Here is a 22,073-nt window from a genome sequence, read left to right on the forward strand (position 1 = left end):
GGATGAACCTGGCGCGCTACCGCTTTGTACTCTCCCGGCCGCTGCAATTGCTGCCGGTGTTGTTTGGCATCAGCCTGATTACCTTTGTGCTGGTGCGTTCGATTCCGGGCGACCCGGCGCGGGCCCTGCTGGGCTCGCGCAGCACGCCAGACGCCTTGTTGAAAATCCGCGCCCAGTACGGCCTCGACCAGCCGTTATGGCTGCAATATTTCTACTTCCTGAAGAACCTGCTCAAGGGCGATCTCGGCCAATCGCTGCTGTACAAGGTCGATGCGCTGAAACTGATCGTCACCCGCATCGAGCCGACCCTGGTGCTGGTACTCGGCAGCGTGCTGCTGGCGCTGCTGATTGCGGTGCCGCTGGCAACCGTCGCCGCGCGCAACAAGGGCGGCTGGGCAGACAACCTGATCCGCGTATTTACCACGGTGGGCCTGGGCATGCCGGCGTTCTGGCTGGGCTTGATGCTGATCCTGTTGTTGAGCGTGCAGTGGGGCCTGTTTCCGGTGTCCGGTTACGGTCGCACCTGGGTGGACAAGGCCCACCATATGGTGCTGCCGTGCCTGACCATCGCCCTGGCGCTGTCGGCGGTATTGGTGCGCAACCTGCGGGCCAGCATGTTGATGGAGTTACAGGCCGACCACGTCACCGCCGCCCGTGCCCGCGGGCTGTCGGAAGCGGCGGTGTTTCGCCGCCACGTGTTGCCCAACTCCCTGGTGCCGGCGGTCAACCTGTTGGCGGTGAATATCGGCTGGCTGATCAGTGGCACGGTGGTGATCGAAAGCCTGTTCGCCATCCCCGGCATCGGCCAATTGTTGGTGCGCGGCATCTTCACCCGCGACTACATGGTGGTGCAGGGCGTGGCCATGGTGCTGGCCTGTGCCACGGTGGTGGTCAACTTTATCGCCGACGTGATCACGGTAGCCCTCGACCCACGGGTGAAGATGCAATGACCAGCCGCCCGTTGATTGCCCCGTGGCGCCTGCGCTTGCGTTTCGGTTTTCGCAACGGCCGTCTGACTGCCGCGTGGGGCTTGTTGATTCTGCTGGTGTGGTTTGCCCTGGCAGTGTTCGCGCCGTGGATCGCACCTTATGACCCGATTGCACAAAACACTGATATCAGTTTGCTCGGTCCCAGCCTGGCCCATCCATTTGGCACGGATAATTACGGGCGCGACATTCTTTCGCGGGTGATCTGGGGCGCGCGCATTGACCTGCAACTGGCGATCATCGGCGTGATCTTCCCGTTCATGATCGGCACCTTTATCGGCGCAGTCTCCGGCTACATCGGCGGGCGTTTCGACAGTTTCTGCATGCGCGTCATCGATGTGATCCTGGCGTTCCCGTTCCTGGTGTTGATGCTGGCGATCATGGCCATTCTCGGGCCGGGCCTGAAGAGTTTTTACATCGCCATGGCGCTGGTGGGTTGGGTGTCGTATGCGCGGCTGATCCGCTCGCAGATTCTGGTGCTGAAGGAAAGCGACTTTGCCTTGGCGGCCAAAAGTTTGGGCTTTGGTCATGGGCGCATTCTGTTCCGGCATTTGCTGCCGAATGCGATGTTCGGCTCGATCGTGTTTTCCATGTCCGACGCCGTGCTGGTACTGCTCAATGGCGCCGCCGTGAGTTACCTGGGCCTGGGCGTGCAGCCGCCCACCGCCGAGTGGGGCACCATGGTCGCCGAAGGTCAGGCCTTCATCACCACCGCCTGGTGGATCTGCACGTTTCCGGGGCTGGCCATTGTGACCCTGGCCATGGGCTTTAGCTTGCTGGCGGACGGCGTGGCGCAGGTATTGGGGGATCGCTCATGAGTCTGTTGCAGGTGCAGGACCTGAGCGTGATTGCCACTCACCCTGGGCGCGACGTCACCTTGGTGGACCGCGTGTCGTTTGACGTGGCCGAGGGCGAGATCCTCGGCCTGGTGGGCGAGAGTGGTTCGGGCAAGACCATGGCCTGTCGCGGCCTGATGCGCTTGCTGCCATCGCCCAGCCTGCGGGTGCAGGGTGGTGCAGTGCGCTTGGCCGGCCAGGATCTGTTGCAACTGGATGATACCGGGATGCGCGCTGTGCGGGGCGGGCAACTGGGCATGATCTTCCAGAATCCCAGCAGCCATCTGGACCCGTTGATGCGTATCGGCGAGCAGATCGCCGAGGGTATCCGCCTGCATCAAGGTGCCTCGAAAAAGGACGCGCGCCTGCAGGCCATCGACGTGTTGCGCCAAGTGGGCATTCCCGATCCCCAGGCACGTGTCGACAACTACCCCCACGAGTTTTCCGGCGGCATGCGCCAGCGCGCGATGATCGCCGTGGCCTTGGGCTGCAACCCCAAAGTATTGATTGCCGACGAGCCAACCACCGCCCTCGACGTCACCGTGCAGGCGCAAATCCTGCGCCTGCTGCTGGACCTGCGAGACACGCGCGGCTTGTCGATCATCATGATCACCCACGACCTTGGCGTGGTGGCGCAAACCTGTGATTCCATCGCGGTGATGTATGCCGGACGCCTGTGCGAACACGGCAGCAAGTACGACCTGCTGGCCCGTCCGCAACACCCCTACACCGCTGGCCTGATCGACTGCCAACCGGCGCAAAGCAGCGGTCACGCCTTGCTGCGCACCATCCCCGGCCAGCCGCCGTTGCTGGACTCATTGCCCGCCGGTTGTCGCTTTAATCCGCGTTGCCCGCAGGTTGGCGCCTTGTGCACCGAGCGCTTGCCGGAAGGGGCGCGGGTCGCCTGTCACTACCCCTTGGGAATGCACCCATGAGCCTATTGCAGATCAAGGACCTGGAGGTGAAGTTTGCCGCGTCCGGCACCGGGCTGTTCGGGTTGAACAAGCAGTGGGTGAGGGCGGTGAACGGTGTGTCGCTGAACCTGGCGGCGGGTGAAACCCTTGGATTGGTAGGCGAGTCCGGCAGCGGCAAGAGCACTTTGGGCCGGGCAATTTTGCACCTCAACCCGATCAGTAGCGGCCAGGTGTTGTTCGACGGCATCGATATGGCCCACGGCAGCGCCGTCGACATTGCGCGTTTGCGTCACGAAACCGCGATGATCTTCCAGGACCCTTACGCAGCCTTGAACCCGCGCCATACCATCGGCGAAACCATTGCCGAAGTGTTGCGGGTGCAGCGCAAGGTCCCAGCGGACCGAATTCCGGCTCGGGTCAATGAACTGCTCGACCTGGTCGGCCTGCGCCCCGAACTTGCCAGCCGCAAAGCCGGCTCCCTCAGCGGCGGCCAGTGCCAGCGCGTCGGCATCGCCCGTGCGCTGGCGGTGGAACCGCGCCTGATCATCGCCGACGAGTGCGTGGCGGCGCTGGATGTGTCGATTCAGGGCCAGATCATCAACCTGCTGTTGGAGCTGCAACAGCGCATGAACCTGGCGATCCTGTCTATCGCCCATGACCTGGCGATCGTGCGCCGCCTGTGCGACCGCGTGGCGGTGATGTACCTGGGTAAGATCGTCGAGGAAGGGCCGGTGGAAGCGGTGTTTACCGCACCGCGTCATCCCTATACGGCGGCGTTGATTGAGGCGATTCCGGAGATTGATCCCTATCGGCCATTGCCTACAGAGCCCTTGCCAGGTGAACCGCCAAGCCCACTGAACTTGCCTACAGGGTGTGCCTTTCACCCGCGCTGCCGGCACGCGCAAGCCATGTGTTCCGTGGTGTTGCCGCCTACTCATTTCCTGCACGAGCATCGGTACAGTTGCGTGCTTGAACAACCATTGACCCTTTCTGCCGTCCATAAACAAGGAGTTATGACATGCAATCGCGCCACTTGAAGCTGCTTGCAGCCGCCACGTTGACCGCTTGGTCCCTCACTGCCGGGTTGGCGCAAGCCGCCGGTGTATTGACCATCGGTTGCCGTGAAGACAGCACCACGTTCGACCCGATCAAAAGCGCGCAAAACCGCGACACCTGGGTATTCGCCAACGTCTACGACACCCTGGTCCGCGTGGATAACCTGGGCACCAAGATGGAGCCGGGGCTGGCAGAAAGCTGGGAGATTTCCAAGGATGGCCTGACCTACACCTTCAAGCTGCGTGACGCGAAATTCTCGGACGGTTCGGCGATCACCGCTGATGACGCGGCGTTTAGCCTGCTGCGTATCCGCGACAACAAGGCGTCGCTGTGGGCTGACCCCTTCAACCTGATCAACACGGCCAAGGCGGCTGATCCGAATACCCTGGTGGTCACGCTGAAGACTCCGGCTGTAGCTTTCCTTTCCCAACTGGCTTCGCCGACGGTGTCGATCCTGTCGGAAAAAGCCATGACCAAAATGGGTGAAGAGGCCTACTCGGAAAACCCGGTGACCTCCGGCGCGTTTACCGTGGACGAGTGGCGCAAGGGTGACCGGGTGATCCTGAAAAAGAACCCGAACTTCTGGCAAGCCAAGAACGTCAGCCTGGACGGCGTGGAGTGGGTCTCGGTGACCGACGACAACACCCGCATGCGCATGGTGCAGAACAACGAGCTGGACACGGCGATCTTCGTGCCGTTTTCACGGGTTGAAGAGCTGAAGAAAGACAAGAATGTGGTGGTGCATTCCGACCCGTCCACCCGTGAAGATCACCTGCTGATCAACCACGAGCACGGTTTGCTGGCCAAGCCGGAAGTGCGTCAGGCGCTGGACATGGCCATCGATAAACAATCGCTGGTGAAGACCGCCACGTTCGGTCAGGGCACTGTGGCCTATTCCTACATTCCAAAGGGCTCGCTGTATCACTACGCCAACAACCTGCAACGCCCGTACGACCCAGCCGAAGCCAAGAAACTGCTGGCCGCCGCCGGTGCCAAGGATTTGAAGCTTAACTACGTGGTCAACGCCGGTAACGAAGCCGACGAGCAGATCGCGGAGATCATCAAGGACCAGTTGGCCAAGGTCGGCGTGACCGCCAACCTGCAAAAGGTCGACCCCACCCAAAGCTGGCAGATGCTGGTGGACGGTGACTACGATATTTCGGTGATGTACTGGACCAACGACATCCTCGACCCGGACCAGAAGACCACTTTCGTGCTGGGCCACGACACCAACCAGAACTACATGACCCGCTACAAGAACGACAAGGTCAAGGAGTTGGTAGCACAAGCGCGGATCGAGGCCGACCCGGTCAAGCGTGAGCAGATGTATGTCGAGCTGCAGAAGCTGGCGAAGCAGGATGTGAACTGGATTGACCTGTACTACAGCCCGTACATCAATATTTCACGCAGTAACATCAGCAACTTCCTGCAAAACCCACTGGGCCGCTTCACACTCGAAGAAGTGGTGAAAAACTAAGATCCAGAGAACACCGCAATATAAATGTGGGAGCGGGCTTGCTCGCGAATGCAGAGTGTCAGTCAACAGAGATATCGACTGATCTACCGCATTCGCGAGCAAGCCCGCTCCCACATTTAGTTCTGCTGCGTTCCGACTACTGCGCGTCGAACGCCTGCCCGTTGATACCGGTACTGTCCGGCCCCATCAGGTACAGGTACACCGGCATGATCTCTTCCGGCGTCGGGTTATCCGTCGGGTTTTCCCCTGGATACGCCTGGGCCCGCATGCTGGTGCGCGTGGCGCCTGGGTTGATGCTGTTGGCGCGTACCGGTGCGACCGTGTCGAGCTCATCGGCCAGGGTTTGCATCAGGCCTTCAGTGGCGAATTTCGACACGCCGTAAGCGCCCCAATACGCCCGACCCTTGCGGCCCACGCTGCTGGAGGTGAATACCACCGACGCATCCTGGGACAACTTGAGCAGCGGCAGCAGCGTGCTGGTCAGCATGAACATCGCGTTGACGTTCACGTGCATCACCCGCATGAAGTTCTCACCGGACAACTGCTCGATCGGCGTGCGTGGGCCGATGATCGAGGCGTTGTGCAGCAGGCCGTCGAGGTGGCCGAACTCTTTTTCGATCATCGCTGCCAGCTCATCGTATTGATGGGGCAGGGCGGTCTCCAAGTTGAACGGGATTACTACCGGCTGTGGCTGGCCTGCGGCTTCGATCTCGTCATAGACCTGGGCCAGGTTGGCCTCGGTCTTGCCCAGCAGCAAGACGGTGGCACCATGGGCGGCATAGGTTTTCGCCGCTGCTGCGCCAATCCCGCGACCGGCGCCGGTCACCAGGATCACCCGGCCTTTGAGCAGTTCTGGACGTGCGGAGTAATCAAACATAAATAGCCTCGACAAAATTCACAGTGATACAGCTCTCAATGTGGAATCCAATTCCTGTGGGAGCTGGCTTGCCTGCGATGGCGGTCTCTAAGCTGGCACGTGTGCTGGCTGGCACTACGCTATCGCAGGCAAGCCACACATTGACCTCGGTGTTCGCAGGTTTGATGAGCAATCAGCAACTGCACAGCGCGTTATCCAGCACCTTGCGCAGCTCCAGCGGGTGGTCCACCACCACATCGGCGCCCCAATGACGCGGGTTGTCGTCCGGGTGGATATAGCCGTAGGTGACCGCAGCAGTGCGGGTCCCGGCGTCGCGGCCGGACTCGATGTCGCGCAGGTCATCGCCCACGAACAACACGCTGGCCGGGTCCAGGTCGAGCATCTTGCACGCCAGGATCATCGGCTCCGGGTCCGGCTTGCTGTTTTTCACATGGTCCGGGCAGATCAACAGCGCCGAGCGCTCGGCCAGGCCCAACTGCTGCATGATCGGCTCGGCAAAACGCAGCGGCTTGTTGGTGACCACGCCCCAGATCAGGTTGGCTTTTTCGATGTCTTCCAGCAGTTCGGCCATGCCATCGAAGAGTTTGCTGTGGATTGCACAGCCCTTGACGTAACGCTCCAAAAATTCCAGGCGCAATTCCTCAAAGCCTGGAGATTCCGGGTCCATCGAGAAGGTCACTGCGACCATCGCCCGGGCACCACCGGAGATCTCATCGCGGATGTGCTGGTCGTTGATCGGCTCCAGGCCACGGTCAGCGCGCATGGCCTGGCAGATGGCGATAAAGTCCGGCGCGGTGTCCAGCAGGGTACCGTCCATGTCGAAGAGAACCGCTCGCAACTTCACAGGCTCACTCCTCGCGCAGGGTCTGGATCATGTAGTTGACGTCAACGTCGTTGGCCAGCTTGTAGTGCTTGGTCAGCGGGTTGTACGTCAGGCCGATGATGTCCTTGACGGTCAGGCCGGCCTGGCGGCTCCACGCGCCCAATTCGGACGGACGGATGAATTTCTTGAAGTCGTGGGTGCCGCGCGGCAGCAGCTTCATGATGTATTCGGCGCCGATGATCGCGAACAGGTAGGCCTTGGGGTTGCGGTTGATGGTGGAGAAGAACACCTGGCCACCTGGCTTGACCATGCGGAAGCAGGCACGAATCACCGAGGACGGGTCCGGCACGTGTTCCAGCATCTCGAGGCAGGTCACCACGTCGAATTGCTCGGGCATTTCTTCGGCCAGGGCTTCGGCGGTGATCTGGCGGTATTCCACGCTCACACCGGACTCCAACTGATGCAGTTGGGCTACAGCCAGAGGCGCTTCGCCCATGTCGATACCCATCACGGTAGCGCCGCGCTGGGCCATTGCCTCACTGAGGATGCCGCCGCCACACCCCACGTCCAATACCTTCTTGCCGGCCAGGTTGACGCGCTCGTCAATCCAGTTGACCCGCAGCGGGTTGATGTCGTGCAGGGGCTTGAATTCGCTCTCGCGGTCCCACCAACGGTGAGCCAAAGCTTCGAATTTAGCGATTTCGGCGTGGTCGACGTTGCTCATGGTGAATCCTCTAAATCTGATAAATCGGGTTTTCGGTCCTGAATCCGTAGGTTCAAGACTGACGTTATTCGTGGTGCCCGCTGATGCGTTGGCCCCAGGCTATGGCCGTGGCGGTCAACTGTTGTTCATCCATGCGGGTCAGTTGCCGGTCGTCGAGCAATTGCTTGCCGGCGACCCAAAGGTGTTTCACGCAATCACGTCCGGTGGCATATATAAGCTGTGAGACCGGATCGTAGATCGGTTGTTGCGCCAGCCCCGACAAGTCGAAGGCGACGACGTCCGCGGCCTTGCCCACTTCCAGCGAACCGATCTCGCCTTCCAGGCCCATGGCCCGCGCACCATTGAGCGTAGCCATGCGCAGCGCGCGGTGGGCATCCAGGGCCGTGGCCGAACCGGCGACAGCCTTGGCCAGCATCGCCGCCGTGCGGGTTTCGCCCAGCAGGTCCAGGTCGTTGTTGCTGGCGGCACCATCGGTACCGATGGCCACATTGACGCCAGCCTGCCACAGACGCTCCACCGGGCAAAAGCCGCTGGCCAGTTTCAGGTTCGATTCCGGGCAATGGATGATGCTGGTGTTGCTTTCTACCAGCAAAGCCAGGTCATCCTCGCTGATTTGGGTCATATGAACGGCCTGGAACCGCGGGCCTAGCAGCCCGAGGCGACCCAGGCGGGCGAGTGGCCGTTCGCCGGTCTGCTCGACAGCTTGCTGCACTTCAAAGGCGGTTTCGTGAACGTGCATGTGGATTGCGGCGTCCAGTTCCTCGGCGATCACCCGGATTTTTTCCAGGTTGTCATCGCACACGGTGTACGGCGCATGAGGGCCGAAGGTGATCTTGATGCGCGGGTGGTGCTTGAGATCGCCAAACAGCTCGACACCCTGGCGGATCGCCTCATCGGCGGTGCTGGCGCCGGGGATCGGGAAGTCGAGGATGGGAATCGCGATCTGCGCGCGCATGCCACTGTTGTGCACGCAGTCGCTGGCGACCTTGGGGTAGAAGTACATGTCGGAAAAGCAAGTGATGCCGCCCTTGAGTTGCTCGGCGATGGCCAGGTTGGTGCCGTCGCGTACGAACGCCTCATCGACCCATTTGGCTTCGGCGGGCCAGATGTGCTTTTCCAGCCAGGTCATCAGTGGCAGGTCATCGGCCAGGCCGCGAAACAGGCTCATCGCCGCATGCCCGTGGGCGTTGATCAGGCCGGGGCTGAGTAGCATGCCCGGCAGCTCACGTGTTTCGGTGGCTGAAAGCTTCAGCGCTGCGGCCCGCGGGCCGATAAAGGCGATGCGCCCGTTGCGGATGCCCAGGCCATGCTCCTTGAGCACCACACCAGCAGGTTCGACGGGTACCAGCCAGGTCGGCAATAGCAACAGGTCGAGCGGGGCGGCAGTGGCGGTCATCGAAGGCTTCTTCCCAGGCAGCTATAAAAGAAGGGCGAAGTATACCCGAGCGTCCTGGCTGGCGGATCGCTATAATCGGCGGCTTTGTTTCTGAGTGCGGAGTAAGGAATGCGCGATCGACTGTTGGCTGCGGAGAAGGTGAAGGCCATCGATTGGCGCGATGGCGCGCTGCACTTGCTCGATCAACGTGCCTTACCGTCTCGGGAAAGCTGGATTGCCTGCTCTACGGTTGATGAGGTGGCTGCGGCTATCCGCTCGATGATAGTGCGCGGCGCGCCGGCTATCGGGATCAGCGCCGCCTATGGCCTGGTGCTCGCCGCTCGCCAGCGAATGGCCGAGGGGGGGGACTGGCAAGCGTCGTGGGAAGAAGACTACGCACTTCTGGCGGATACCCGTCCGACCGCAGCGAATCTGTTCTGGGCGCTCAAGCGCATGCGCGACCGTCTGGACCGCGTCAAGAAGCACGCCGATCCGCTGGCGATGCTGGAAGCCGAGGCGATTGCGATCCACGAAAGTGATCGCGAAGCCAATATCACCATGGCCCAGCTGGGCGTCGAGCTGATCCGCAAGCACCAGGGCAATGCCCAGGCGATCCTCACCCATGGCAATGCTGGCGCTTTGGCCACTGGCGGCGTCGGCACGGCCCTTGGGGTGATACGGGCTGCTTTCCTGGAGGGCATGGTCGAGCAGGTTTATGCCAATGAAACCCGGCCTTGGCTGCAAGGTTCACGGCTGACTGCCTGGGAGCTGGCGGGCGAGGGCATCCCGGTGAAGGTGAATGCTGACTCGGCCGGTGCGCATATCCTCAAGACCAAGGGCGTGACCTGGGTGATTGTCGGTGCCGACTGCATTACCGCCAATGGCGATGTGATCAGCAAGATTGGCACCTATCAACTGGCCGTGTGCGCCATGCACCACGGCGTGCGCTTCATGGTGGTGGCGCCGAGTTCGACCATCGACTTGATGATGGCGAGCGGCGATGACGTTGCACTGGAACAGCGCGATCCGGGTGAGCTGCTGGAGATCGTTGGGCAGCGCTTGGGGGTGGATGCGTTCAATCCGGTGTTCGACGTAACGCCTGCTGATTTGATCGATGTGATCGTGACGGAAAAGGGCATCGTTGAGCGGCCGGATACGGCCAAGATGGCCAAGTTGATGTGCCGTAAGCGTCTGCATTGAGGGCGTTGGTGTCTGTTGGATTGCCTTCGCGAGCAAGCCCGCTCCCACATTTTAAATGTGTTCACAAATCAAATGTGGGAGCGGGCTTGCTCGCGAAGAGGCCTTTAAGTCAATAAATTCTTCGGATCTACCCTCAAAAAACAAGCTGGATCCTTCTCTAAGCCCCTCTCGTCCCCCTCAAGCCTGTCACCCGTCAACTAACTATGCTCCATGCGCATCAGGGGGATAGGTGCGTGGCGGCGATTGTGATAACATCCGGCGGTTTCCAGGGCCGCCCCGAGGGGTTGCCTATAACGCGCAGATCCGTGTCATAACTCGTTGATTTGTCGTAAGTCGTTGTCAGGCACCGTGCCGGCAGCGGCGAGCTTCGTTCGTCCCATATGGATGTGACGAGGTTTCACCCGAAAAAGGAATCAGGCTTCTCATGGGCGAACTGGCCAAAGAAATCCTCCCGGTCAATATCGAAGACGAGCTGAAACAGTCCTACCTCGACTACGCGATGAGCGTAATTGTCGGTCGGGCACTGCCTGATGCGCGCGATGGCTTGAAGCCCGTGCACCGGCGTGTGCTGTTCGCGATGAGCGAGCTGGGTAACGACTGGAACAAGCCGTACAAGAAATCTGCCCGTGTTGTCGGTGACGTGATCGGTAAGTATCACCCTCACGGCGACACTGCGGTGTACGACACCATCGTTCGGATGGCCCAGCCGTTTTCCCTGCGCTACCTGCTGGTAGACGGCCAGGGCAACTTCGGTTCGGTCGACGGCGACAACGCCGCGGCCATGCGATACACCGAGGTGCGCATGACCAAGCTGGCGCACGAGCTGCTGGCCGACCTGCATAAAGAAACCGTGGACTGGGTGCCGAACTACGACGGCACCGAAATGATCCCGGCTGTCATGCCCACCAAGATTCCCAACCTGCTGGTCAACGGCTCCAGCGGTATCGCCGTGGGCATGGCCACCAACATCCCGCCGCACAACCTCGGTGAAGTCATCGACGGTTGCCTGGCCCTCATCGACAACCCTGAGCTGACCGTCGATGAGCTGATGCAATACATCCCCGGCCCGGACTTCCCGACCGCCGCAATCATCAACGGTCGCGCCGGTATCATCGAAGCCTACCGCACCGGTCGCGGCCGCATTTACATGCGCGCCCGCTCGATGATCGAAGACATCGACAAGGTCGGTGGTCGCCAGCAAATCGTTATCACCGAACTCCCGTACCAGCTGAACAAGGCGCGTTTGATCGAGAAGATCGCCGAGCTGGTTAAAGAGAAGAAGCTGGAAGGCATCACCGAACTGCGCGACGAGTCCGACAAAGACGGTATGCGCGTGGTGATCGAGCTGCGTCGTGGCGAAGTGCCTGAGGTGATCCTCAACAACCTCTATGCCCAGACCCAGCTGCAAAGCGTGTTTGGTATCAACGTGGTTGCACTGATCGACGGTCGTCCGCGCATCCTGAACCTCAAGGATCTGCTGGAAGCCTTCGTGCGTCACCGCCGCGAAGTAGTGACCCGTCGTACTGTGTTCGAGCTGCGCAAAGCTCGCGAGCGCGGCCACATCCTGGAAGGCCAGGCTGTTGCGCTGTCGAACATCGACCCGGTAATCGCTTTGATCAAGGCCTCGCCAACCCCGTCGGAAGCCAAGGAAGCGCTGATCAGCACGCCTTGGGAATCCAGCGCCGTGGTGGCCATGGTTGAACGTGCCGGTGCCGACTCGTGCCGTCCAGAGACCCTGGACCCGCAATACGGCCTGCGTGAAGGCAAGTACTTCCTGTCGCCGGAACAGGCCCAGGCCATCCTGGAACTGCGCTTGCACCGCCTGACCGGTCTGGAACACGAGAAGCTGCTGGCCGAGTACCAGGAAATCCTCAACCAGATCGGTGAGCTGATCCGTATCCTCAGCAGCGCTGTGCGCCTGATGGAAGTGATCCGCGAAGAACTGGAAGTGATCCGCGCCGAATACGGCGATGTGCGTCGCACCGAGATCCTTGATGCCCGTCTCGACCTGACGCTGGGTGACATGATCCCGGAAGAAGAGCGCGTCGTGACCATTTCCCACGGTGGCTACGCCAAGACCCAGCCGCTGGCTGCGTACCAGGCCCAGCGTCGTGGCGGTAAAGGTAAATCGGCTACCGGCGTGAAGGATGAGGACTACATCGCTCACCTGCTGGTCGCCAACAGCCATACCACGCTGCTGCTGTTCTCCAGCAAGGGCAAGGTGTACTGGCTCAAGACTTACGAAATCCCGGAAGCCTCCCGTGCTGCCCGTGGTCGTCCGCTGGTCAACCTGCTGCCGCTGGACAGTGATGAATACATCACCACAATGCTGCCGGTCGAGGAATACACCGAGGGTCACTTCATCTTCATGGCCACCGCCAAAGGCACCGTGAAGAAGACCCCGCTGGAATCCTTCAGCCGTCAGCGCAGCGTGGGCCTGATCGCCCTGGAACTGGACGAAGGCGACGTGCTGATTTCGGCCGCCATTACCGATGGCGAGCGTGAAGTCATGCTGTTCTCCGACGGCGGCAAGGTAACGCGCTTCAAGGAATCCGACGTTCGCGCCATGGGCCGTACCGCCCGCGGTGTGCGCGGCATGCGCCTGCCAGAAGGGCAGAAGCTGATTTCGATGCTGATCCCGGAAGAAGGCAGCCAGATCCTCACCGCTTCGGCGCGTGGTTACGGCAAGCGTACTGCTATCAGCGAGTTCCCGGAGTACAAGCGTGGCGGCCAAGGCGTTATTGCCATGGTCAGCAACGATCGCAATGGCCGTCTGGTCGGCGCGGTCCAGGTGCTCGATGGCGAGGAGATCATGCTGATTTCCGACCAGGGCACCCTGGTACGTACCCGTGTGGATGAAGTGTCGAGCCTGGGTCGTAACACCCAGGGCGTGACCTTGATCAAGCTGGCCAGTGACGAGACGTTGGTAGGCCTGGAGCGCGTCCAGGAACCATCGGAAGTCGAAGGCGAGGAGCTGGAAGGTGAAGCGTTTGAAGGCGAGGTGATCGCGGCAGGCGATGACAACGTCGACGAGCCAACCCTCGACGCTGCCGCAGACGAAGAAGAACCGCAGGAATAAGCGGACACACAGGGGGCGGATGAAGATTCGCCCCCTTGTTGTTTGTCCCTTCTGAAAACATTGAAATACCTGTTTATTGCACCACCCCACCAGATCTAGAGTGAGATTGGATGTGAGCAAGAGAGCCTATAACTTCTGTGCCGGTCCCGCGGCGCTTCCTGAAGCAGTCCTGCAGCGTGCGCAGGGTGAACTCCTCGACTGGCATGGAAAAGGCCTCTCCGTGATGGAAATGAGCCATCGCAGCGATGAGTTCGTGTCCATTGCCACCAAGGCCGAGCAGGATCTGCGTGACTTGCTGGACATCCCTTCCAACTACAAAGTGCTGTTCCTGCAAGGCGGCGCCAGCCAGCAGTTCGCCCAGATTCCGTTGAACCTGCTGCCGGAAGATGGCACTGCCGACTACATCGACACCGGTATCTGGGGTCAGAAGGCCATTGAAGAGGCCTCCCGTTACGGTAACGTCAATGTGGCAGGCACTGCCAAGCCTTACGACTACTTCGCCATTCCTGGTCAGAACGAGTGGAAACTCTCGAAGGACGCGGCCTACGTTCACTACGTGCAGAACGAGACCATCGGCGGCCTGGAGTTCGACTGGGTGCCAGAAGTGGGCGACGTTCCGCTGGTGTGCGACATGTCTTCGGACATCCTCTCGCGCCCAATCGATGTATCCAAGTACGGCATGATCTACGCCGGCGCCCAGAAGAACATCGGCCCGAGCGGCATCCTGGTCAACATCATCCGCGAAGACCTGCTGGGGCGCGCCCGTTCGCTGTGCCCGACCATGCTCAACTACAAGGTCGCGGCCGATAACGGCTCGATGTACAACACTCCGCCGGCCTTCGCCTGGTACCTGTCTGGCCTGGTGTTCGAGTGGCTGAAAGAGCAGGGCGGTGTCGCCGCCATGGGCAAGCTGAACGAAGAGAAGAAGCGCACCCTGTACGACTTCATCGACGCCAGCGGCCTGTACAGCAACCCGATCAACCTGACCGACCGCTCGTGGATGAACGTGCCATTCCGTCTGGCTGATGACCGCCTGGACAAGCCATTCCTGGCCGGTGCCGACGCGCGCGGCCTGCTGAACCTCAAGGGTCACCGTTCGGTCGGTGGCATGCGCGCCTCCATCTACAACGCCGTCGACATCCACGCCATCAACGCGCTGGTTGCCTACATGGCAGAGTTCGAAAAGGAACACGGCTAATGTCTGAGCAAGAACTCAAGGCCCTGCGGGTGCGCATTGACAGCCTGGACGAGAAAGTCCTGGAGCTGATCAGCGAGCGCGCACGCTGTGCCCAGGAAGTGGCGCGGGTGAAGATGGCGTCCTTGGCAGAAGGCGAAGTGCCGGTGTTCTACCGACCTGAGCGTGAGGCCCAGGTGCTCAAGCGCGTAATGGAGCGCAACAAGGGCCCGTTGGGCAACGAAGAGATGGCGCGGTTGTTCCGTGAAATCATGTCGTCGTGCCTGGCCCTGGAGCAGCCGCTGAAAGTGGCGTACCTCGGTCCGGAAGGCACCTTCACCCAAGCAGCCGCCATGAAGCACTTTGGTCACGCCGTGATCAGCAAGCCGATGGCGGCCATTGATGAGGTGTTCCGTGAAGTGGCTGCCGGTGCGGTGAACTTTGGCGTGGTCCCGGTGGAAAACTCCACCGAAGGTGCGGTCAACCACACCCTGGACAGCTTCCTCGAGCACGACATGGTGATCTGCGGCGAAGTCGAACTGCGTATTCACCACCACCTGCTGGTGGGCGAGAACACCAAGACCGACAGCATCAGCCGTATCTATTCCCACGCCCAGTCCCTGGCCCAGTGCCGCAAGTGGCTGGACGCCCATTACCCGAACGTCGAGCGTGTGGCGGTTTCCAGCAACGCCGAAGCGGCGAAGCGGGTCAAGGGTGAGTGGAACTCGGCGGCCATCGCCGGTGATATGGCAGCAGGCCTTTATGGCCTGACGCGCCTGGCCGAGAAAATCGAGGACCGCCCGGACAACTCCACGCGCTTCCTGATGATCGGTAACCAGGAAGTGCCGCCGACCGGCGACGACAAGACCTCGATCATCGTTTCCATGAGCAACAAGCCCGGTGCGCTGCATGAGCTGCTGGTGCCGTTCCACGATAACGGGATTGACCTGACGCGCATCGAGACTCGTCCTTCGCGCAGCGGTAAATGGACTTACGTGTTCTTTATCGACTTCGTCGGCCATCACCGCGACCCGCTGGTCAAGGGTGTGCTCGAGAAAATCAGTCAGGAAGCCGTGGCACTCAAGGTGCTGGGCTCTTACCCGAAAGCGGTTTTGTGAGGCTTTAACATGAGTGGCAACTTCCTCGCCCTGGCGCAGCCGGGCGTGCAACAACTGTCGCCTTACGTTCCGGGTAAGCCTGTGGACGAGTTGGCGCGTGAGTTGAATCTGGATCCGTCCAAGATCGTCAAATTGGCGAGCAACGAGAATCCGCTGGGCCCGAGCCCTAAAGTGCTGGCGGCGATTCGTGAAGAGTTGGCCGAGTTGACCCGATATCCTGATGGCAACGGCTTCGCCCTCAAGTCGCTGCTGGCGGAGAAATGCCGGGTCGAGCTGAACCAGGTCACCCTGGGTAACGGCTCCAACGACATTCTTGAATTGGTCGGTCGCGCTTACCTGGCGCCTGGCTTGAACGCCGTGTTCAGCGAGCACGCGTTCGCGGTGTATCCGATTGTCACTCAGGCTGTCGGTGCCGATGCGCGCGTCATTCCAGCCAAGGACTGGGGTCACGACCTGCCGGCCATGCTGGCTGCGATCGATGCCCAGACCCGCGTGGTGTTTATCGCCAACCCGAACAACCCAACCGGCACCTGGTTCGATGCGCAAGCATTGGACGACTTCCTGCAGGACGTGCCTGAGCACGTGCTGGTGGTGCTGGACGAGGCCTACATCGAGTACGCCGAAGGCAGCGACCTGCCAGATGGCCTGGACTTCCTGGCGGCCTATCCGAACCTGCTGGTATCGCGCACGTTCTCCAAGGCCTATGGCCTGGCTTCGCTGCGGGTGGGTTACGGCCTGTCCACAGCCGTCGTCGCCGATGTGCTGAACCGTGTACGCCAACCTTTCAACGTCAACAGCCTCGCCTTGGCGGCGGCCTGTGCAGCGGTGAAAGATGCTGAATACCTTGAAGAAGGTCGTCGTCTCAATGAAAGCGGCATGCTGCAACTGCAGGAAGGTTTCCGTGAGTTGGGCCTGGGCTGGATTCCGTCCAAGGGCAACTTCATCTGTGTCGACCTTGGCCAAGTGGCGGCGCCGGTGTTCCAGGGCCTGCTGCGCGAAGGTGTGATCGTGCGTCCGGTAGCCAACTACGGCATGCCGAACCACCTGCGTATCACCATCGGCTTGCCGGCCGAGAACGCGCGCTTCCTGGAGGCGCTGGCCAAGGTTCTGGCTCGTGGTTGATGTCACTGCATTGCAACCTGCTGTGCCTATGATCGGTCGCCTGGTAGTGGTCGGTCTGGGGTTGATCGGCGGCTCCTTCGCCAAAGGCCTGCGTGAAAGCGGGTTGTGTGGCGAGGTGGTCGGTGTGGACCTGGACCCGCAATCGCGCAAGTTGGCGGTTGAATTGGGGGTAGTGGATCGCTGCGAAGCAGACCTGGCGCTCGCGTGCCAGGGCGCTGATGTGATCCAGCTCGCGGTGCCGATTCTGGCGATGGAGAAATTGCTGGCGTTGTTGGCCCGTATGGATCTGGGGCAGGCGATCCTCACGGACGTCGGCAGTGCCAAGGGCAATGTGGTGCGCGCGGCGCAACTGGCTTTTGGCGGCATGCCTGCGCGTTTTGTGCCGGGTCATCCGATTGCCGGTTCCGAGCAGAGCGGGGTGGAAGCCTCCAACGCGCAACTGTTCCGTCGTCATAAAGTGATTCTCACGCCTTTGGAACAGACCGATCCGGCTGCGCTGGCGGTGGTGGATCGCCTTTGGCGCGCGTTGGGCGCGGATGTCGAGCATATGCAGGTTGAGCGCCACGATGAAGTGTTGGCGGCGACCAGCCATTTGCCACACCTGCTGGCATTTGGCCTGGTGGACTCCTTGGCCAAGCGCAACGAGAACCTCGAGATATTCCGTTACGCCGCCGGTGGGTTCCGCGATTTCACGCGGATTGCTGGCAGCGACCCGGTGATGTGGCACGACATCTTCCTCGCCAATCGTGAGGCAGTGTTGCGCACCTTGGACACCTTCCGCAGTGACCTTGACGCCTTGCGCGACGCGGTCGATGCCGGGGATGGTCACCAATTATTGGGCGTGTTTACCCGTGCGCGGGTCGCGCGTGAGCATTTCAGCAAGATCCTGGCGCGCCGGGCCTACATGGAAACAGCAGTGAACGCTGATGAGCTGACCTTCCTCGCCAACCCGGGTGGCCGCTTGAGCGGGCGTATCCGGGTGCCGGGTGATAAGTCGATCTCTCATCGCTCGATCATGCTGGGTTCATTGGCTGACGGCGTAACCGAGGTTGAAGGTTTCCTTGAGGGTGAGGATGCCCTGGCGACCTTGCAGGCATTTCGCGACATGGGTGTGGTGATCGAGGGGCCGCATCACGGCCGCGTGACCATCCATGGTGTGGGTTTGCATGGCTTGAAGGCGGCGCCGGGGCCGATTTACCTCGGTAACTCCGGTACATCCATGCGTTTGCTTTCCGGGCTGCTGGCGGCGCAGAGTTTTGACAGCGTGTTGACCGGCGATGCGTCGTTGTCCAAGCGCCCGATGAATCGCGTGGCCAAGCCGCTGCGGGAAATGGGCGCCGTGATCGAGACGGGGCCGGAAGGGCGTCCGCCGCTGACCATTCGTGGTGGCCAGGCGTTGAAGGGGTTGACCTACGCGTTGCCGATGGCCAGCGCCCAGGTCAAATCCGCCCTGTTGCTGGCCGGGTTATATGCCGAGGGCGAGACTGCGGTGACCGAGCCTGCACCGACCCGCGATCATACTGAGCGCATGCTGCATGGGTTTGGTTATCCGGTTGTGGTGGAGGGCGCTACGGCGTCGGTGGAATCTGGCCATGCGTTGACGGCGACCCATATTGAAGTGCCAGGGGATATTTCCTCCGCGGCGTTTTTCCTGGTGGCTGCCTCGATCGCCGAGGGTTCAGAGTTGCTGCTGGAGCATGTCGGTATCAACCCGACGCGCACCGGCGTGATCGATATCCTGCGGCTGATGGGCGCGGATATCACCTTGGGAAACCAGCGCGAAGTCGGCGGTGAGCCGGTGGCTGATCTGCGCGTGCGTGCGGCGGCACTGAAGGGAATCGAGATTCCTGAGGTTCTGGTCCCGTTGGCGATTGATGAGTTTCCTGTGCTGTTCGTCGCGGCGGCCTGTGCCGAAGGGCGAACCGTGTTGCGGGGTGCCGAAGAGCTGCGCGTGAAGGAATCCGATCGTATCCAGGTTATGGCCGATGGTCTGCTGGCGCTGGGAGTCAAGTGTGAAGCAACCGCCGATGGGCTTATCATTGATGGCGGCCTGATGGGTGGCGGTGAAGTCCATGCCCATGGCGATCATCGGATTGCCATGGCGTTCAGTGTGGCTTCCCTGCGGGCAGCGGCGCCGATTCGTATCCATGACTGCGCCAATGTTGCTACGTCTTTTCCGAATTTTCTTACACTGTGTGCCCAAGTCGGCATCCGTGTTGCCCAAGAGGCTCAATTGTGAATATCAAAGCACCGGTGATTACCATCGACGGGCCAAGCGGCTCGGGCAAAGGCACGATCGCCGGCATCCTGGCCAAGCGCCTGGGCTGGTGTCTGCTGGATTCCGGCGCGCTGTACCGCTTGCTGGCTTTTGCCGCACGCAATCATGGCGTTGACCTGACCAATGAAGAATCCTTGAAGCTGCTGGCGGCGCACCTTGATGTGCAGTTCGTCGGCGCGACGGAAGGTCATCCCCAGCGAATCATCCTTGAAGGGGACGATGTGACGGATGACCTGCGTAACGAACAAGTCGGTTCCTGGGCCTCTCAGGTAGCCGCGTTGCCGGCGGTACGTGACGCCTTGCTGCAGCGTCAGCGAGCGTTTCAAGAGCCGCCGGGCCTGGTGGCTGACGGTCGAGACATGGGCACCGTGGTGTTTCCCGAGGCGCCATTGAAGATTTTCCTGACTGCCAGCGCCGAGGAGCGTGCTCGCCGCCGCTACTTGCAGTTGAAGGGCAAAGTCGATGGTGTTAGTCTGTCGAGTCTGCTAGATGAGATCCGTGCACGTGATGAGCGTGATACCCAGCGTGCGGTAGCCCCGCTCAAGCCGGCGGCTGACGCCATACAGCTGGATTCCACGGAGTTGTCCATCGAGCAGGTGCTGGAACGCATCTTGAGTGAAATCGCCATTCGCGATATCGCCGGGTGATCAAGAAGGCCGCAGGGGACCAGTCATAGTCCTGCGGTGGCTTCTTTTAACTGAAACTGACCCACACCGTCTGGGGTGTGGAGATGGGCGTATTCTTCGCCCTTATCAACAGGAATTAAAATGAGCGAAAGCTTTGCGGAACTCTTTGAAGAAAGCCTAAAAACCCTGAACCTTCAGGCAGGCTCCATCATCACCGGTGTTATCGTTGATATCGATTACCAAGCTCGCTGGGTAACCGTTCACGCTGGTCTGAAGTCTGAAGCTCTGATCCCGCTGGAACAGTTCTACAACGATGCTGGTGACCTGACTATCAATGTCGGTGACGAAGTTCACGTTGCTCTGGACTCGGTTGAAGACGGTTTCGGTGAAACCAAGCTGTCCCGTGAAAAAGCCAAGCGCGCTGAATGCTGGATTGTTCTCGAAGCAGCCTTCGCAGCTGAAGAAGTGGTCAAGGGCGTTATCAACGGTAAGGTTAAAGGCGGCTTCACTGTCGACGTTAACGGCATCCGTGCGTTCCTGCCAGGTTCTTTGGTCGACGTTCGTCCAGTGCGCGACACCACGCACCTGGAAGGCAAAGAACTCGAATTCAAGGTCATCAAACTCGACCAGAAGCGCAACAACGTTGTCGTTTCCCGTCGCAGCGTCCTGGAAGCAGAGAACTCCGCCGAGCGTGAAGCTCTGCTGGAATCCCTGCAGGAAGGCCAGCAAGTCAAAGGTATCGTCAAAAACCTCACCGACTACGGCGCATTCGTCGACCTGGGTGGCGTGGATGGCCTGCTGCACATTACCGACATGGCTTGGAAGCGTATCAAGCATCCATCGGAAATCGTCAACGTTGGCGACGAGATCGATGTCAAGGTTCTGAAATACGATCGCGAACGCAACCGTGTTTCCCTGGGCCTGAAGCAACTGGGTGAAGATCCATGGGTTGCTATCAAAGCCCGTTACCCAGAAAGCACTCGCGTAACCGCGCGTGTTACCAACCTGACCGACTACGGCTGCTTCGCAGAGCTGGAAGAAGGCGTGGAAGGCCTGGTACACGTTTCCGAAATGGACTGGACCAACAAAAACATCCACCCTTCGAAAGTCGTACAAGTCGGCGACGAAGTGGAAGTTATGGTTCTGGACATCGACGAAGAGCGTCGTCGTATCTCCCTGGGCATCAAGCAGTGCAAATCTAACCCATGGGAAGATTTCTCTGGCCAGTTCAACAAGGGCGATAAAATCTCCGGCACCATCAAGTCGATCACCGATTTCGGTATCTTCATTGGTCTGGACGGCGGCATCGACGGCCTGGTTCACCTGTCCGACATCTCCTGGAACGAAGTTGGCGAAGAAGCTGTTCGTCGTTTCAAGAAGGGCGACGAGCTGGACACCGTTATCCTGTCGGTTGACCCAGAGCGCGAGCGCATCTCCCTGGGTATCAAGCAACTGGAAAGCGACCCGTTCTCTGAATACGTTCAGGACAACGACAAAGGCGCAATCGTTAAGGGCATCGTGAAAGAAGTTGACGCTAAAGGCGCCATCATCACTCTGGCCGACGATATCGAAGCGACTCTGAAAGCCTCTGAAATCAGCCGTGACCGCGTTGAAGACGCGCGCAACGTTCTGAAAGAAGGCCAGGAAGTAGAAGCCAAGATCATCAGCGTTGACCGCAAGAGCCGCGTAATCCAGCTCTCCATCAAGTCGAAAGATGATGCTGAAGAGAAAGAAGCAATCCAGAGCCTGCGCGACAAGCCAGCTACCTCTGAAATTGCTGCTGGTCCTACCACTCTGGGCGACCTGCTGCGTGCACAAATGGAAAAGCAGAACTAAGTTCTGTCAGACCATAGAAAAAGGGCGACTTCGGTCGCCCTTTTTTGTGCCCGAAATTCCTTGAATCAACAACCGAGAACCAAGGTGTGCAGCTCAGTGTCAGAACTGACTATAGTCTTCACAAAACAAGTGCTCGTGTTATAGCTTCAATAAGGATCTGAATGAACAGGCTTATCGTAGTAATCGCCGTGGTAATGCTTGCAGGCTGTGCCGCCACCAGCGCTAAGACCCACGCCAAGCGCGGCGTGAGCGGCATCGAGATCGACTGCTCGGGCTTGGGCAATAACTGGGACAAGTGCGAAAGCCGTGCCGCCCGTGAATGCAAGATGCAAGGCTACAAGGTGATCACCCGATCCAGCGACGCCAAGGACGAAGAGGGCGACTACCTCTTCGGCTGGAACCCTGCCGGCGCTGTAACCCGCACCATGCTTGTCATGTGTAATTGAGGGTTTGAGGCACGTGTCAGGCGTATGCATCTAACCAGTAGATAAGTTGCACCGTGGGCTGTTCAAATTCATCAAGTCATGCTAAAACCTTCGAAGCGCTTTTCCTAGCTGCTTGAAAAAGAAGGG

At 60.2% G+C, this 22,073-nt stretch carries 18 protein-coding genes; 14 read left to right on the top strand and 4 right to left on the bottom strand.

All coding sequences use genetic code 11. The annotated features are described in order from the left end of the window. Window positions 1-2 precede the first annotated feature (2 nt). From HF257_RS09660 to HF257_RS09680, 5 genes are read left to right on the top strand one after another with little or no spacing between them, the layout of a single operon-like run. A complete protein-coding gene (locus tag HF257_RS09660; protein ID WP_185708711.1) occupies window positions 3-950 on the top strand; it encodes an ABC transporter permease in 948 nt (315 codons plus the stop codon). Beyond that, window positions 947-1,804: an ABC transporter permease gene (locus tag HF257_RS09665; protein ID WP_185708712.1), complete on the top strand. Its 858-nt coding sequence runs from the start codon at window positions 947-949 to the stop codon at window positions 1,802-1,804. The genes HF257_RS09660 and HF257_RS09665 overlap by 4 nt, the downstream gene beginning before the upstream one ends. Further along, the gene (locus tag HF257_RS09670) at window positions 1,801-2,757 is read left to right on the top strand and encodes an ABC transporter ATP-binding protein (RefSeq protein WP_185708713.1); all 957 of its coding nucleotides are present in this window, start codon (window positions 1,801-1,803) and stop codon (window positions 2,755-2,757) included. Before HF257_RS09665 ends, HF257_RS09670 begins: the two co-directional genes overlap by 4 nt. Further along, the gene (locus HF257_RS09675; protein WP_185708714.1) at window positions 2,754-3,773 is read left to right on the top strand and encodes an ABC transporter ATP-binding protein; all 1,020 of its coding nucleotides are present in this window, start codon (window positions 2,754-2,756) and stop codon (window positions 3,771-3,773) included. Before HF257_RS09670 ends, HF257_RS09675 begins: the two co-directional genes overlap by 4 nt. Beyond that, window positions 3,755-5,269 carry an ABC transporter substrate-binding protein gene (locus HF257_RS09680; RefSeq protein WP_185708715.1) on the top strand — a complete coding sequence of 505 codons (1,515 nt, stop codon included), beginning with the start codon at window positions 3,755-3,757 and terminating at the stop codon, window positions 5,267-5,269. The genes HF257_RS09675 and HF257_RS09680 overlap by 19 nt, the downstream gene beginning before the upstream one ends. Window positions 5,270-5,405: 136 nt before the next feature. On the opposite strand, the gene HF257_RS09685 is transcribed toward HF257_RS09680, so the two are convergent. From HF257_RS09685 to HF257_RS09700, 4 genes are all read right to left on the bottom strand, one after another. Beyond that, window positions 5,406-6,146, bottom strand: a complete 741-nt coding sequence (locus HF257_RS09685; RefSeq protein WP_110623284.1) for a YciK family oxidoreductase — start codon at window positions 6,144-6,146, stop codon at window positions 5,406-5,408. Window positions 6,147-6,318: 172 nt separating this feature from the next. Beyond that, the gene (mupP, locus tag HF257_RS09690) at window positions 6,319-6,990 is read right to left on the bottom strand and encodes an N-acetylmuramic acid 6-phosphate phosphatase MupP (protein ID WP_185708716.1); all 672 of its coding nucleotides are present in this window, start codon (window positions 6,988-6,990) and stop codon (window positions 6,319-6,321) included. A gap of 4 nt (window positions 6,991-6,994) precedes the next feature. Beyond that, window positions 6,995-7,693: a bifunctional 2-polyprenyl-6-hydroxyphenol methylase/3-demethylubiquinol 3-O-methyltransferase UbiG gene (gene ubiG, locus HF257_RS09695; RefSeq protein ID WP_003189760.1), complete on the bottom strand. Its 699-nt coding sequence runs from the start codon at window positions 7,691-7,693 to the stop codon at window positions 6,995-6,997. A gap of 64 nt (window positions 7,694-7,757) precedes the next feature. After that, on the bottom strand, window positions 7,758-9,089 hold the full coding sequence (locus tag HF257_RS09700) for a TRZ/ATZ family hydrolase (protein WP_185708717.1): 1,332 nt from the start codon (window positions 9,087-9,089) through the stop codon (window positions 7,758-7,760). Window positions 9,090-9,197: 108 nt separating this feature from the next. Here HF257_RS09700 and mtnA point away from each other — a divergent pair, with 108 nt between their 5' ends. The 9 genes from mtnA (at window position 9,198) to HF257_RS09745 (ending at window position 21,947) form a co-directional block, all read left to right on the top strand. Next, a complete protein-coding gene (gene mtnA, locus HF257_RS09705; RefSeq protein WP_185708718.1) occupies window positions 9,198-10,268 on the top strand; it encodes an S-methyl-5-thioribose-1-phosphate isomerase in 1,071 nt (356 codons plus the stop codon). Window positions 10,269-10,692: 424 nt separating this feature from the next. After that, entirely contained in the window at window positions 10,693-13,347 is a 2,655-nt protein-coding gene (gene gyrA, locus HF257_RS09710) for a DNA gyrase subunit A (RefSeq protein ID WP_185708719.1), read from the top strand. A 112-nt stretch (window positions 13,348-13,459) separates the two neighbouring features. Beyond that, window positions 13,460-14,545, top strand: a complete 1,086-nt coding sequence (gene serC / locus HF257_RS09715; RefSeq protein WP_185708720.1) for a 3-phosphoserine/phosphohydroxythreonine transaminase — start codon at window positions 13,460-13,462, stop codon at window positions 14,543-14,545. Continuing rightward, entirely contained in the window at window positions 14,545-15,639 is a 1,095-nt protein-coding gene (gene pheA, locus HF257_RS09720) for a prephenate dehydratase (RefSeq protein WP_034096534.1), read from the top strand. Before serC ends, pheA begins: the two co-directional genes overlap by 1 nt. Window positions 15,640-15,648: 9 nt before the next feature. Beyond that, window positions 15,649-16,761: a histidinol-phosphate transaminase gene (gene hisC / locus HF257_RS09725; RefSeq protein ID WP_185708721.1), complete on the top strand. Its 1,113-nt coding sequence runs from the start codon at window positions 15,649-15,651 to the stop codon at window positions 16,759-16,761. A gap of 28 nt (window positions 16,762-16,789) precedes the next feature. Continuing rightward, window positions 16,790-19,000 carry a bifunctional prephenate dehydrogenase/3-phosphoshikimate 1-carboxyvinyltransferase gene (locus tag HF257_RS09730; RefSeq protein ID WP_233081487.1) on the top strand — a complete coding sequence of 737 codons (2,211 nt, stop codon included), beginning with the start codon at window positions 16,790-16,792 and terminating at the stop codon, window positions 18,998-19,000. Then, window positions 18,997-19,686 (top strand): (d)CMP kinase, encoded by a 690-nt coding sequence (gene cmk, locus HF257_RS09735; protein ID WP_003172653.1) that lies wholly within the window; start codon window positions 18,997-18,999, stop codon window positions 19,684-19,686. The genes HF257_RS09730 and cmk overlap by 4 nt, the downstream gene beginning before the upstream one ends. Before the next feature lie 120 nt (window positions 19,687-19,806). Then, a complete protein-coding gene (rpsA, locus tag HF257_RS09740) occupies window positions 19,807-21,501 on the top strand; it encodes a 30S ribosomal protein S1 (protein WP_071483562.1) in 1,695 nt (564 codons plus the stop codon). A 161-nt stretch (window positions 21,502-21,662) separates the two neighbouring features. Continuing rightward, complete coding sequence (locus tag HF257_RS09745) at window positions 21,663-21,947, top strand: hypothetical protein (protein ID WP_185708723.1); 285 nt, start codon at window positions 21,663-21,665, stop codon at window positions 21,945-21,947. Window positions 21,948-22,073 lie beyond the last annotated feature (126 nt).

This window comes from Pseudomonas cremoris (assembly GCF_014230465.1).

Coding starts and splice junctions, on each gene's coding strand:
- HF257_RS09745 (WP_185708723.1), top strand. CDS start 21,663: ATGAACAGGCTTATCGTAGTAATCGCCGTGGTAATGCTTGCAGGCTGT.
- rpsA (WP_071483562.1), top strand. CDS start 19,807: ATGAGCGAAAGCTTTGCGGAACTCTTTGAAGAAAGCCTAAAAACCCTG.
- HF257_RS09675 (WP_185708714.1), top strand. CDS start 2,754: ATGAGCCTATTGCAGATCAAGGACCTGGAGGTGAAGTTTGCCGCGTCC.
- mtnA (WP_185708718.1), top strand. CDS start 9,198: ATGCGCGATCGACTGTTGGCTGCGGAGAAGGTGAAGGCCATCGATTGG.
- HF257_RS09685 (WP_110623284.1), bottom strand. CDS start 6,146: ATGTTTGATTACTCCGCACGTCCAGAACTGCTCAAAGGCCGGGTGATC.
- HF257_RS09660 (WP_185708711.1), top strand. CDS start 3: ATGAACCTGGCGCGCTACCGCTTTGTACTCTCCCGGCCGCTGCAATTG.
- HF257_RS09700 (WP_185708717.1), bottom strand. CDS start 9,089: ATGACCGCCACTGCCGCCCCGCTCGACCTGTTGCTATTGCCGACCTGG.
- HF257_RS09670 (WP_185708713.1), top strand. CDS start 1,801: ATGAGTCTGTTGCAGGTGCAGGACCTGAGCGTGATTGCCACTCACCCT.
- gyrA (WP_185708719.1), top strand. CDS start 10,693: ATGGGCGAACTGGCCAAAGAAATCCTCCCGGTCAATATCGAAGACGAG.
- HF257_RS09665 (WP_185708712.1), top strand. CDS start 947: ATGACCAGCCGCCCGTTGATTGCCCCGTGGCGCCTGCGCTTGCGTTTC.
- hisC (WP_185708721.1), top strand. CDS start 15,649: ATGAGTGGCAACTTCCTCGCCCTGGCGCAGCCGGGCGTGCAACAACTG.
- ubiG (WP_003189760.1), bottom strand. CDS start 7,693: ATGAGCAACGTCGACCACGCCGAAATCGCTAAATTCGAAGCTTTGGCT.
- pheA (WP_034096534.1), top strand. CDS start 14,545: ATGTCTGAGCAAGAACTCAAGGCCCTGCGGGTGCGCATTGACAGCCTG.
- HF257_RS09730 (WP_233081487.1), top strand. CDS start 16,790: ATGATCGGTCGCCTGGTAGTGGTCGGTCTGGGGTTGATCGGCGGCTCC.
- HF257_RS09680 (WP_185708715.1), top strand. CDS start 3,755: ATGCAATCGCGCCACTTGAAGCTGCTTGCAGCCGCCACGTTGACCGCT.